The sequence below is a fragment of the Methylobacterium sp. NEAU K genome (assembly GCF_030700285.1).
Taxonomy (GTDB): domain Bacteria; phylum Pseudomonadota; class Alphaproteobacteria; order Rhizobiales; family Beijerinckiaceae; genus Methylobacterium.
This window is the reverse complement of record NZ_JAUYZJ010000005.1, coordinates 1-12,753: the sequence shown is the minus strand read 5'-3', so window position 1 is coordinate 12,753 and position 12,753 is coordinate 1. Positions and strand designations below refer to the sequence as shown.

Sequence of the window (12,753 nt, the reverse complement as noted above, 5' to 3'; positions counted from 1 at the left end):
GCGATGAGCGAGACGCCTCCCGATCACTTCGTCGATCCCGCGCCGTTCGAGCCGCAGGCGCTGGGCGAGAGCCCCATCGGCAGCGCCTCCGCGTGGCGGCTGATCCTGCGCAAGTTCCTGCGCCACCGACTCGCCGTCGCCTCGGCGCTGATTCTGCTGGCGCTCTACGCCACGGTACCGTTCGTGGAGATCCTGGCGCCCTACGGACAGGCCCGTCGCAACGGCGATTTCCTCTACGCGCCGCCGCAGGGCGTGCATCTGTTCCACGACGGACGCCTGATCGGACCGTTCGTCTATCCCTACCGGGCGCATCTCGACCTCGACACCTTCCGCCGCGAGTACATCGTCGACGCGGGCCACCCGCAGCCCCTGCGATTCCTCTGTCGCGGCGACGGCTACGACTGGCTCGGGCTGATCCACACCGACCTGCACCTCGTCTGCCCGCCGGAGGGCGGCACCCTGTTCCTGCTCGGCACCGACCGGCTCGGACGCGACCTGTTCTCCCGCATGGTCTACGGGGCGCGGATTTCGCTCACCATCGGCCTCGTGGGTGTGGCGATCTCGTTCAGCCTCGGCATGCTGTTCGGCGGCATCGCTGGCTATTTCGGTGGCGTCGTAGATGCTGGCGTGCAGCGGCTCATCGAGATCGTGCGCTCCCTGCCCGAGCTGCCCCTCTGGCTTGCCCTGTCGGCGGCCTTGCCGCCGAACTGGAGCCCGCTGCTGGTGTTCCTGGGCATCACGGTGATCCTCGGCCTGCTGGACTGGCCCGGCCTGGCGCGCGCCGTGCGCGGCAAGCTGCTGGCCCTGCGGGAAGAGGATTTCGTCCAGGCCGCCGAGCTGATGGGCGCGTCGCCGGCGCGGGTGATCGGCCGCCACCTCATCCCCAACTTCATGAGCCACCTGATCGCCTCGGCGACGCTGTCGATCCCCACGATGATCCTGGGCGAGACCGCCCTCTCCTTCCTCGGCCTCGGCTTGCGGCCGCCGGTGACGAGCTGGGGCGTTCTCCTCAACGAGGCGCAGAATCTGGCCGCGGTCCAGCTCTACCCCTGGTTGCTCCTCCCGGTGCTGCCTCTGCTTGTGACGGTGCTGGCCTTCAACTTCATGGGCGACGGGCTGCGCGACGCGGCCGACCCGTACCACTGAGCGGCGGCGCCTAACCGGCAAGCGGGAGCGGCGCGATCCGCGCAGGCGCCACGGCGCTCTTGCGTTCCAGCAATCCGGGCGGCGGCACGGGCGCATCGATCGTGCAGATCACCCCGGTCGGCTCGTAGGTCAAGGCGACCTCGCCGGCGAGTTCACGGGCGAGGCTGCGCTCGATCAGCCGCGAGCCGAAGCCGGTTCGCGTCGGCTTCTTTACCGGCGGGCCGCCCCGCTCGACCCAGCAAAGGCACAGGCGGGTCTCGCTCTCGCGCCGCACCGTCCAGGAAATCTCGACGCAGCCGCCCTCGATCGAGAGCGCCCCGTACTTCACCGCGTTGGTGCCTAGTTCGTGCAGCGCCATGGCGATCGAGAGGGCGAGGCGCGGCGGCAGGCGCAGGGCTGGCCCCACGACCCGGAAGCGCGAGGCCCGACCGTCGCCCGATTCCAGCGGACGGATCGCGTCCGCCACCACGGCCGACAGCTCCGCGCCCTCCCAGCTCTCCCGGGTGAGCACATCGTGGACGCGGGCAAGCGCCAGGAGCCGCGCCTCGAACGCGGCCCGGGCGGCATCGGCCTCGGCCCCCTCCAGCCCGCGCAGGGACTGGCCGGCGATCGACTGGACCGTCGCCAGGGTGTTCTTCACGCGGTGGTTGAGCTCGTGGATCAGGAGCAGCAGATGCTCCTCGGCGAACTTCGCGTCGGTGATGTCGATGTTGCAGCCGGTATAGCCGAGGAAGTTGTGATCATCGTCGAGGCGCGGCACGCCCTCGCACCGGAGCCAGCGCACGGCCCCGGTCTTGTCGAGCACGCGCACTTCCGTGCGGAATTGCCCGCGCGCCTCGAAGGCCTCGGTGAACGTCGCGCGAAAGTCCTCAAGATCCTCCGGATGGACGATCCGGTGCCAACCCTCGTTGGTCAGTTCCGCCGCGGGCATCCCGAACAGGTGCTCGAAATGCAGGTTCGCAAAACTGACCGCGCCGGTCTCGTCCGTCATCCAGATCAGTGCGGGCGCCGAATCGGCCATGTGACGGAACCGCGCCTCGCTTTCGCTCAGCGCCGTCAGCCCGCGCCGCGTGTCGGCCAGCGCCCGGTCGCGTTCCGCCTCGCGGGTGCGCAGCCGCAGCGACGCGTCCGACAGCACCGCCCCGAGCCGCTGGATCTCGTGCACCGGCGAGGGCACCCGCGGGATCGCCTCACCCCGGGAGAGCGCCGGTCCGGAGGCCGCGAGCAGGCGTAGGGGCCGCGAAACCCGCGACCACAGGTTGACCGCCAGCACCGACGACGTGGCGAGGACCAGGAGGCCGAATCCCGCGAAAGCCCAGATCCAGCGGCGCACACGCGCGTCGACGATCGCCTGCGGGATGCTGGTGGCGACCATCCAGCCGGTGAGCCGGGACCGGGCCTCAATGACCGCGACCGGCTTGTGCTGCCGGTCCTGGCCCTCCCAGACGCCCGGCGTCGCCGACTGGACCTGCCGCAGGCTCGCGAGTCGGGGCCGGCCGACCACCGCGTCCGGGTCCGGCAGGCGAGCGAGGACGATGCCCGACCGGTCGGAGATGCCGGTCGTCCAGCCGGGGACGACCTCGCGGGACAGGATGCCCTGGAGTCGGGACAGCGGCACAGTGAAGCTGAGGATGTAGCCGACCTCGCCGTCGACCATCACCGGCACGCCGACCGAGTAGGTCGCCTCGCTTGGGGTCGGACCCGGGATGTAGCCACTGACCATTGCGCGCTGTGTACCCTTGGCCAAGTCGGGGTCGAACGGCAGCGGCATGACCGGCATCGGCGCACCGCGCGGCGCGCCGGTATTGACCACCTCCTGCCCGTTCGGGCGCCGGAGCAGCACGTCGAGGTCGATCGATTCGCGCACGAGGCGCGCCTGAGCGTCGAACGCCTCGAAATCGCCCTGCCGGATCCGCGGCGACGTCGCCAGGGTCTGCAGGACCGAGACAAGGCCGGCGGTATCGCGATCGAGCGACAGGCCGATCCCGCGCACGTTCTCGCGCGCGTCCTGCTCGAATCGGGCGCGTTCCGCCGAGGCGTAGCGCATCAGCAGGATGCTGGTGAACAGCAGTCCCGGCCCGATCAGCGCGATCACCAGCGCGACCAGATAGACCTGCGTCGAGAAGCCGTTGCTTCCGAAGCGATGGAGCCGCCGCGACAGCCACGATCGGCGCACGGGGATCACCGCCGGGAGGCTCGCGCCCTCGGCCTCGTGCTCCGGGCTCAAGCGGCGCCCGTCCCCGGCACGCGGTGCCCCACGGGCTCCTCGCCGTTCCCTCGCTTCATCACCGGTCGATATGACCGAGATCGCGCTCCGGGTCGAGGCGGTCGCGCACCCGCTGCTTGAGGGCCTTGACGTCGGGGAAGCCGCCGTCGCGAACCCGCTCCCAGAGCAACACCCCCGTCATCTCGATGCGGAACGTGCCTCCGGTGGCGGGAACGAGGGCCACTTCGCCGAGGTCGTCGCGAAAGGTCGAGAGCAGTTCCTGTGCCATCCAGGCGGAGCGCAGCAGCCAGTTGCACTGGGTACAATACGTGATCGCGACGCGCGGCCGTTCCGCACGCATTGCGCTCTCCCCCGTCACGTCACTGTCGGGCCGGTCACCCGCGGGCCTCTCGTGCATCCCCGCACAGCGCACCGCGGGACCGTCCTTGTCAACCTCGGGGCGCGCGCCGGGAACCGCGCGCTCGGTGCTTGACGTTGCGGCCCGGCCCGCCCTAGAAGGCCCGGCATCCGATCGCCGCCGACGCTAGTTGGGCGATCGCGGTCGGTCCGCTCACGAGCGGAAGGCCGGTATGGACGGTTAGCACAGCGGTAGTGCGTTCCCTTCACACGGGAAAGGTCGCAGGTTCGATCCCTGCACCGTCCACCATTCTCCTCCCCCCTAAGGTTCGATCCGCGCGTCGGTTTGCCACCCGTGAGGCGCGTGCTAAGGGCGCTCGATCGGTGAACGCACAAGCTTGGACCCGGCATGATCCGGGCCGCGCGGCACGGGCAGGGTAAGGGCGGAAACGGACATGAAGGACATCCTCGACAAGCTCGCGGAGCGGCGGGCGCAGGCCCGCCTCGGCGGCGGTGAGAAGCGCGTCGAGGCGCAGCACAAGCGCGGCAAGCTCACGGCCCGCGAGCGCATCGAACTCCTCCTCGACCATGGGTCGTTCGAGGAATTCGACATGTTCGTGCAGCATCGCTCCACCGACTTCGGCATGGAGAAGCAGAAGATCCCCGGCGACGGCGTGGTCACCGGCTGGGGCACGATCAATGGCCGGACCGTCTTCCTGTTCTCCAAGGACTTCACGGTCTTCGGCGGCTCCCTGTCGGAGGCGCACGCCCAGAAGATTGTGAAGGTTCAGGACATGGCGCTGAAGATGCGCGCGCCGATCATCGGCATCTTCGATGCCGGCGGCGCGCGCATCCAGGAGGGCGTCGCCGCGCTCGGTGGCTACGGCGAGGTGTTCCGCCGCAACGTCATGGCATCCGGTGTGATCCCGCAGATCTCGGTGATCATGGGTCCCTGCGCGGGCGGCGACGTGTACTCGCCGGCCATGACCGACTTCATCTTCATGGTCCGCGACACGAGCTACATGTTCGTCACCGGCCCGGACGTGGTGAAGACCGTGACCAACGAGGTGGTGACCGCCGAGGAACTCGGCGGCGCCAAGGTGCACACCAGCAAGTCCTCCATCGCCGACGGCTCGTTCGAGAACGACGTGGAGGCGATCCTCCAGATCCGCCGGCTCCTCGACTTTCTGCCCGCCAACAACATCGAGGGCGTGCCGGAGATCGAGAGCTTCGACGCCGTCGAGCGCCTCGACATGTCGCTCGACACGCTGATCCCGGACAACCCGAACAAGCCCTACGACATGGGCGAGCTGATCCGCCGGGTCGTCGACGAGGGCGATTTCTTCGAGATCCAGGCGGCCTATGCCCGGAATATCATCACGGGTTTCGGCCGGATCGAGGGCCGTACGGTCGGGTTCGTGGCCAACCAGCCGCTCGTGCTCGCGGGCGTCCTGGATTCCGACGCGTCCCGCAAGGCCGCGCGGTTCGTGCGCTTCTGCGACGCCTTCGGGATCCCGATCGTCACCTTCGTGGACGTGCCGGGCTTCCTGCCGGGCACGGCGCAGGAATACGGCGGCCTGATCAAGCACGGCGCCAAGCTGCTGTTCGCCTATTCGCAGGCGACCGTGCCCCTGGTGACGATCATCACCCGCAAGGCCTTCGGCGGCGCCTACGACGTGATGGCGTCGAAGCATGTGGGTGCCGATATCAACTACGCCTGGCCGACCGCCCAGATCGCCGTGATGGGCGCCAAGGGCGCGGTGGAGATCATCTTCCGCGGCGAGATCGGCGATCCCGAAAAGATCGCGGCCCGCACCGGCGAGTACGAGGACCGCTTCCTCTCGCCATTCGTGGCGGCCGAGCGCGGCTACATCGACGAGGTGATCATGCCGCATTCGACCCGGCGCCGGATCGCGCGGGCGCTCGGGATGCTCCGGACCAAGGAGATGGAGCAGCCCTGGAAGAAGCACGATAACATCCCGCTCTGAGACGGGTCTCCGGGCTTCACACGGACGCGGAACCCGACCCCGCCCTCGGGACCGGGGCCAAGCCTCAGCTTCGGTCGCTGTGCTCGATCACCGCACACAGCGTCAGCGGCCCCTTGTCGGGCGAGACCATCGCCGAGCAGGTGACCCGGGCACCGCCCAGATCGACATTGCTGTGTCGCAGCCGCACGGCGGCGGCCTGGGCGCGGTGTGCGGCCTCCGAGATGGTGGCAGCATCGATGCCTGTGACGGCGTGTCCGGCATGGCCGAACAGGTCGTAATAGGCCTCCGGCGGCGACGCGCCGTGGAATTGTGCGCCGACCGAGGACAAGGCGGGTGCGCCGCAGGCGAGCGTGAGAGTGGTGTCCGGCCCGGCGGTGAAGCTCGCATAATCGCTGCGGCGCTCGGCGGGCTTGGCCGCGGTCTCGGCCGTGACCTTGTCGACGAGCATGTCGCAGGATTGAGCCTGGGCGATTCCGGGGCTGGCCGCGAGGGCCGCGAAGACGAGGAGGGGTCGAAGCGCGCGCATGACGGAGACATAGCGCACGCGACGTCCGCCACGAGGGGCGCGGCGTTCGGGCGCGACCATCCGGATATGCCGGCCTGATGGTCATGGCCACGGCGCCGGGCCGGGCGGTCGGGTATGTCGCCGCGAAGGGCGGATCACGAGACATGATGGTCGCAGCAGGGGATACGCACCCGTTCCTAGCTGCCGGCGTTCAGACCATCGCCCCCCAGGCTGTCGCCTCGAGGGTTCGCCTCAAGGGACGGCGCTCGAAGCGACGGGAGCTGCTATACGGCGGTGACCTTCGCCGCGAGCGATGCCGTACAGGATGTACGATCGCCGGGCGCGGCACCGACGGATCAGGCTGAGACGCCGGCCGGTCCCGTCCCACCCAGGTCCAGCATCACGATCTCGGGCGGGACTCCGAATCGGACCGGGATCCGACTCATGCCGAAGCCCCCGGACACGATCATGTGGCGGCCGTCCTGGACGATATGCCCATAGGAATAATCGTGGCCGCGAACCTTCCGGATCGCGGGCGCGCGCCCGAACAGCCGGACCTGGCCGCCATGGGTATGGCCAGCGAGCGTGAGCGAGACCCGCTCGGGCACGTCGACGAAGATGTCGGGCTCGTGCGCCATCAGGATCACCGGCGCATCATCGGTGATCGTGCCCAGCGTGGCCGGAAGGTCGGCGAGGCTGTAATCCGCCCAGGCGTCCAAGAACGGCTGCTGGTCGGCCAGCCCCGCGAGCCAGAACGGCCTACCGTCCTTCACCAGCCGCAGGCTCTGGTTTTCCATGACCGGGATTCCGCGCGCCTCCAGCAGGCGCTTGACCTCGGGCGGCCCGCTGCGGGAGGCCTGCACGGCGTGGTCCTCCCACCAATCGTGGTTGCCCAGGATCGCGTGGATGCCCAGGGGCGCCTTCAGTTCCTCCACCATACGGGCGAACTGGCCGAGCGGCAGCTTGCGCCATGCGATCCTGCCCGCCGGATAATCACCGAGCAGCAGCACGAGGTCGGGCTTCTGCGCGTTGGTCGCGTCGACGATCTCCGCCACCCGGTCGAACGGCATGAACGGCTCGCAGATGTGAAAATCCGCCAGCACCGCCACGCGCAGGCGCAGGGCCGGGTCCCAGCGCGGCAAGTTCGGCGTGTAGGACGTCACCACGAGCCGGTGCATCGGCTCGACGTCGAAGGCGTAGGCGCCCGTGGCGGCCGCCAAGCCCGCGCCGGCGCCGAGGCCGGTCAGGAACTGCCGGCGGCTCGGCAGAATCAGCATCGCGATGGGTCCGTAGATTGCGGTATCAGGTCGGGAAGCCGCTAGGGTCGCAGTCCGGCGAAACCGGGGCGGTGCCGAATCCTGCGTCAGCCTGACACGAGTCCGGTTCGTAAAGCCTGAATCCCGCGTCGGACGATGGCCTGCGACGGCGGGAAGGCTATAAGATCTGGACAACGCAGTAGAAGATATCCGGAAACAGATGCTGAATCGTCCCCTGCGCATCGGAACCCGCGGCAGTCCGATGGCGCTCGCCCAGACCGGGATGGTGCGCGACCGGATCGTGGCGGCCAATCCGGGTCTGGAGGCCGAGCTGGTGGTCGTCACCACGGTAGCCGACAAGATCCTCGACCGGCCGCTCTCCGAGATCGGCGGCAAAGGGCTGTTCACCAAGGAACTCGAGCAGGCCCTGTTCGCCGGCGAGGTCGACGTCGCGGTGCACTCCATGAAGGACGTGGAGACCTGGCTCCCGGACGGCCTGGCCATCGCCTGCATCCTGGAGCGCGACGACCCGCGCGACGCGTTCCTGTCGCCGCACGCGGACGGGCTCGCCGGGCTGCCCGAGGGAGCGCGGGTCGGCACCTCGTCGCTTCGGCGGGGCGCTCAGGTGCTGATGCACCGGCCTGACCTGAAGGTCGTGCCGCTGCGCGGCAATGCCAATACGCGGATGCGCAAGCTGGAGGCCGGCGAGTGCGACGCGACCCTGCTGGCGCTGGCCGGGTTGCAGCGCCTCGGCCTGGAAGGCATGGCGCGCAGCATCCTCTCCGTCGAGGAAATGCTGCCGGCGGTGGCGCAGGGCGCGCTCGGCATCGAGTGCCGGTCGGACGACACCGCGATCCGCGACCTGCTGGCGCCCATCGCCTGCACCCGCACCACCACGGCGATCGCCGCCGAGCGGGCGCTGCTCGCCGAACTCGACGGCTCCTGCCGGACGCCGATCGCGGCCCTGGCGCGGATCGAGGACGAGGTCCTCACGCTCGACGGGCTCCTGTTCCTGCCGGACGGCAGCCGCCACTGGGCGGTCTCCCGCCAGGGACCGGCCTCGGAGGCGGAGCGGATCGGCCGGGAGGCCGGCGCCGTGCTGAAGGATGCGGCCGGCGAAACCTACGCGCGGCATCTGCAATAGACGGGACGATCGCCGCTGCGGGCTCTCACTCGGACCCGTCTTTGCGGGTCCGATCGCGGCGAATGCTGCGGCGGACCGCTACGAGCTGCCAGAGGCCGAGCCCCAGCGCCAGGGCGAAGGCGAGGCCGATATCGAAGGCCGCAAACAGGCGATCGCTCATCCCGTTGCTGTCACGACGGCGCGGAACGGCCGAACGTCTCGCGCTCGCGCAGCCGCTCGATCAGGTCGAGCACGTGCACGACCCGGCCACCCACGTCCCACCAGGGCCGCAAGGCGGATTGCCGGTGCGCCGGGACGGGCGGATGGCCCAGGACGGCCTCGATCAGGAACGCGACCTGTGGCAGCGCGGGCGCGGAGCGGATGGACTCCGATGCCAACGGCCGTGCCGCGCGGCCGATAAGCGCCAGCTTTCGGGCGGTCCCGACTCGGGCGCGGCAACTGACCGAATCGTGCCCGTGCGCCGCGACGACGCGCCCAATCTCTCCATAGATCAGGGCTGCGGCGCGAATCGCCGGGCGGCAGCGGGGCGGCAGCGCCGCGATGCCGTTCTCGGCGCGCGCATACAGCCTGTCGGCCTCCGCGAGCAGGCGGGCGACGACTTCGGCGAGCGCCGGGCTGGGCCGCGGGTCAGCCAGGAACGCGTCCGGGTCGAGCCCGACCTGTCTCATCCAAGCGAGCGGCAGGTAGAGCCGGCCCATCCGGGCATCCTCGCCCACGTCGCGGGCGATGTTGGTGAGCTGCATCGCGGCCCCGAGGTCGCAGGCGCGGGCGAGTGCGTCGGGGCCGCGCGCGCCCATGATCAGCGCCATCATCGCCCCGACCGAGCCCGCCACCCGGGCCGCATAGGCGTGGAGGGCGGCGATGTCGGCGTAGCGCCGGCCCTCAGCGTCCCAGGCGAAGCCCTCGATCAGCGCCCGCGGCAGGGCCTCCGGGATCGCGTAGGCGCCGACGATCTCCGCGAAGGCCCGGTCCGCCGGCGCGTCGGCAGGGCGGCCCGCATAGGCCAGCGCGACCCGGGCGCCGAGCCGCACGACCGCGTCCCGCCGGTCGGAGGGACTTGCGGCCTCGTCGACCAAGTCGTCCGAGAGGCGGCAGAAGGCGTAGAGACCGTAGGCCGCCTCGCGCACCTCCCCGGGCAGGAGTCGACCGGCCGCGAAGAAGCTCTTCGAGCCGGCGCGGATCGCGGCCCGGCAGGCAGTTCGGTCGGCCGCGGCGGCGAATTCAGGCGGGAACACGGGCATCCGGAACCACGAGATCGAGGATTCGGGCGGAGGAGAGCACGCCGGGCAGACCCGCCCCGGGATGCGTGCCGGCGCCGACCAAGTAGAGGTTGCGCACGTCTCTCGACCGGTTGTGCGGCCGGAACCACGCGGACTGCGTCAGCACCGGCTCCAGGCCGAAGCCGGAGCCGCGGTAGCTCAGGAAATCGTCCTGGAATTCCTGCGGGGTCGTCACCTTGGACGTGACGATGGCGTCGGACAGCCCGGGCAGGACGCTCGTCTCAAGCATCCGGGCGATCCGACGCCGGTAGGGCTCGGCGAGCGTGCCCCAGTCCTGGCCGCCCGCCAGATTCGGAACCGGCGCCAGCACGTAGAAGGCGTCGCATCCGGGCGGCGCGAGACTCAAGTCCGTGGCGGTGGGCCGATGTAGATAGAGGCTCGCATCCTCTGCCAGCATCTTTCGATCGAAGATGTCGGCGAGCAGCTCCCGGTAGCGCGGCCCGAGCAGGATCGTGTGGTGGGCGACATCCGGATAGCGCCGCTTCGTGCCGAAATACCAGACGAACAGCCCCATCGAGGACCGCGCGCGCCGGAGCCGCCCGGGGCTCCAGCGCCGCGGCTTCGGCAGGAGTTGCGCATGCGTGACCGCCGAATCGGCGTTGGAGACCACCAGGTCGGCCGCGATCGTCTCGCCGCCCACGAGTTCGACGCCGGTCGCCGCCCCACCCTCGACACGGATGCGGTCGACCTCGACGCCGAGGCGGACTCGACCGCCCTGGCCCCGGATCAGCCGCACCAGCCCGTCCACCAGCCGGCCGGTCCCGCCCATCGCGAAGTGGACGCCCCAGCGCCGCTCCAGATCGGCGATCAGGCAGTAGATCGCGCTCGCCCGGAACGGGTTGCCGCCGATCAGCAGCGGGTGGAAGCTGAAGACGGTGCGCAGGCGCTCGTCGCGGACGAAGCGGGCGACCACGTCGTGGACCGACCGGTGCCCGGACAGGCGCAGCAGATCCGGGGCGATCTTCAGCATCGATCCGATGCTGCCGAAAGGCACATGCCCGAGTTGCTCGAAGCCGATGCGGCAGACCGCGCGGCTGTGATCCATGAAGCGTTCGTAGCCCGCGACGTCCTCGGGGGCGAAGCGCGCCACTTCGGCGCGCATCCGGTCCGGATCGCCGCTGTACTCGAAGGTCGCGCCATCGGCGAAGCGGATCCGGTAGAACGGATCGATCGGCACCAGATCCACGTCATCGGAGAGCCGGCGGCCCGCGATCTGCCACAACTCCTCGAACAGGTGCGGGGCGGTGACGATGGTCGGCCCGGCATCGAAGGTGAAACCGTCCTGCCGGTGGACCCGCGCTCGGCCGCCCGGCTGCTCCAGACGCTCCAGCACGGTGACACGGTAACCCCGCGCCCCGAGCCGGACCGCGGCAGCGAGGCCGCCGAAGCCCGAGCCCACAACCACGGCATGTGGTCGCCGGTCAGCCCCTTGCCTCTCCAAATGATCAACCGCGAGTGTCAGCATTACTTGACACTATGGCTAGGTTTCCCCGTAGCGCAAGGCCGAAACGACAGCCGCGCATCGCCGGTGCAATGCGCCGCAGAACGTGCCGGCGCGACACGCAGAGACGCGGATGCCACATGCCGCGGCGACCGCGATACCGCCCTGCCGGCGCGCGTTCCTGCGCGTCACCGCGGCGGGACTCTGCACCTGACATCCGTCTTACCCGCCGGACCGCGGCTACACCGAATCGAGGCGGCTGCCGAGGCGCGGGATCCTCGACCAAAGGAGGGGCGCGACGATGCCGCAGAGACTCCCGTTGCTGATGCCGGTGCCGGGGATTCCGGGCCACGTGGTACCGTCGAACCGCGCGCAACCACGCAGCTTCGCCCGCTCCGTTGCAGCGGCGCAATTCGCCTCAGAAAACGCGTGTTTCGGCGGCGATATCGCTCGGAACAGGGATATAGGAACCGGGCGAGCGAGCTTGCCGCAGGGAATGGGCGTGTGATGGGCGGTCGGGACAGGACCATCTTCGTGGCGGGCCACCGCGGAATGGTCGGCTCAGCGATCGTGCGTCGCTTGCGCGCGCTCGGCCATGAGCGGATCCTCACGGCGGACCGGCAGGCGCTCGACCTGCTCGATCAGGCCGCGGTCCGCCGGTTCTTCGCCGACCAGCGCATCGACCAGGTCTACCTTGCTGCTGCCAAGGTCGGCGGCATCCACGCCAACAACACCTACCCGGCGGAGTTCATCCACGAGAACCTGCTGATCCAGGCGAACCTCATTCACGCCGCGCACGTGGCCGATGTCGACCGGCTGCTGTTCCTGGGGTCGTCGTGCATCTACCCGAAGCTTGCGGCGCAGCCGATGCGCGAGGACGCGCTGCTGACCGGGCTTCTGGAGCCGACCAACGAGCCCTACGCCATCGCCAAGATCGCCGGGATCAAGATGTGCGAGAGCTACAACCGGCAATACGGGCGACGCTACCGCAGCGTCATGCCGACCAACCTGTACGGGCCGAACGACAACTTCCATCCCGAGAACGCCCACGTCCTGCCGGCTCTGATGCGCCGCCTGCACGAGGCGAAGGACGAGGGCCGACCGAGCGTCACGGTCTGGGGCACAGGCCGTGCGATGCGCGAGTTCCTGCACGTTGACGACATGGCCCGGGCCAGCGTGTTCGTGATGGGGATGGACGACGCGGTCTACGCGGCCAACACCCGGCCGGACCTGTCGCATATCAACGTCGGCACCGGCGCGGATTGCACCATCCGCGAACTGGCTGAGGCGCTGGCACGTGTGATCGGCTACGCGGGCCGCCTGGAGTTCGACGCGACGAAGCCGGACGGGACACCGCGCAAGCTGATGGACGTGTCGCGCCTCACCGCCATGGGGTGGCGGCCGGAGATCGGCCTCGAAGACGGCCTGCG

General features: G+C 69.8%; 11 protein-coding genes and 1 tRNA gene. 5 read left to right on the top strand and 7 right to left on the bottom strand.

Annotation, left to right across the window (positions count from 1 at the left end; genetic code table 11):
* The first annotated feature begins 3 nt into the window (after positions 1–3).
* Positions 4–1,146: an ABC transporter permease gene (locus Q8W67_RS05475; protein ID WP_305541903.1), complete on the top strand. Its 1,143-nt coding sequence runs from the start codon at positions 4–6 to the stop codon at positions 1,144–1,146.
* 10 nt (positions 1,147–1,156) lie between these two features.
* Here the strand turns inward: Q8W67_RS05475 and Q8W67_RS05470 are convergent, their stop codons facing one another.
* Positions 1,157–3,373: a sensor histidine kinase gene (locus tag Q8W67_RS05470; protein ID WP_305541900.1), complete on the bottom strand. Its 2,217-nt coding sequence runs from the start codon at positions 3,371–3,373 to the stop codon at positions 1,157–1,159.
* A 58-nt stretch (positions 3,374–3,431) separates the two neighbouring features.
* Positions 3,432–3,713: a SelT/SelW/SelH family protein gene (locus tag Q8W67_RS05465; RefSeq protein ID WP_305541897.1), complete on the bottom strand. Its 282-nt coding sequence runs from the start codon at positions 3,711–3,713 to the stop codon at positions 3,432–3,434.
* Positions 3,714–3,944: 231 nt separating this feature from the next.
* Here Q8W67_RS05465 and Q8W67_RS05460 point away from each other — a divergent pair.
* Positions 3,945–4,019 (top strand) — tRNA-Val (locus Q8W67_RS05460).
* A 145-nt stretch (positions 4,020–4,164) separates the two neighbouring features.
* Positions 4,165–5,697: an acyl-CoA carboxylase subunit beta gene (locus tag Q8W67_RS05455; RefSeq protein WP_305541894.1), complete on the top strand. Its 1,533-nt coding sequence runs from the start codon at positions 4,165–4,167 to the stop codon at positions 5,695–5,697.
* Between the two features lie 64 nt (positions 5,698–5,761).
* Here Q8W67_RS05455 and Q8W67_RS05450 read toward each other — a convergent pair whose 3' ends face one another.
* Complete coding sequence (locus Q8W67_RS05450; RefSeq protein ID WP_370693818.1) at positions 5,762–6,241, bottom strand: ABC transporter ATPase; 480 nt, start codon at positions 6,239–6,241, stop codon at positions 5,762–5,764.
* Between the two features lie 317 nt (positions 6,242–6,558).
* The gene (locus tag Q8W67_RS05445; protein WP_305541891.1) at positions 6,559–7,479 is read right to left on the bottom strand and encodes a metallophosphoesterase; all 921 of its coding nucleotides are present in this window, start codon (positions 7,477–7,479) and stop codon (positions 6,559–6,561) included.
* A gap of 199 nt (positions 7,480–7,678) precedes the next feature.
* Between Q8W67_RS05445 and hemC the strand changes: the two genes are divergently transcribed.
* Positions 7,679–8,602 (top strand): hydroxymethylbilane synthase, encoded by a 924-nt coding sequence (gene hemC / locus Q8W67_RS05440; RefSeq protein WP_305541888.1) that lies wholly within the window; start codon positions 7,679–7,681, stop codon positions 8,600–8,602.
* Between the two features lie 25 nt (positions 8,603–8,627).
* Here hemC and Q8W67_RS05435 read toward each other — a convergent pair whose 3' ends face one another.
* The 3 genes from Q8W67_RS05435 to Q8W67_RS05425 are packed head-to-tail and all read right to left on the bottom strand — an operon-like array spanning position 8,628 to position 11,347.
* Positions 8,628–8,762 (bottom strand): hypothetical protein, encoded by a 135-nt coding sequence (locus Q8W67_RS05435; RefSeq protein ID WP_305541886.1) that lies wholly within the window; start codon positions 8,760–8,762, stop codon positions 8,628–8,630.
* Between the two features lie 10 nt (positions 8,763–8,772).
* A complete protein-coding gene (locus tag Q8W67_RS05430) occupies positions 8,773–9,843 on the bottom strand; it encodes a phytoene/squalene synthase family protein (RefSeq protein WP_305541883.1) in 1,071 nt (356 codons plus the stop codon).
* The gene (locus Q8W67_RS05425; protein WP_305541881.1) at positions 9,824–11,347 is read right to left on the bottom strand and encodes a phytoene desaturase; all 1,524 of its coding nucleotides are present in this window, start codon (positions 11,345–11,347) and stop codon (positions 9,824–9,826) included. Before Q8W67_RS05425 ends, Q8W67_RS05430 begins: the two co-directional genes overlap by 20 nt.
* Positions 11,348–11,830: 483 nt before the next feature.
* Here Q8W67_RS05425 and Q8W67_RS05420 point away from each other — a divergent pair.
* Positions 11,831–12,753, top strand: a 923-nt coding sequence (locus tag Q8W67_RS05420) for a GDP-L-fucose synthase (RefSeq protein ID WP_305541878.1), incomplete at its 3' end; no start/stop codon positions are given.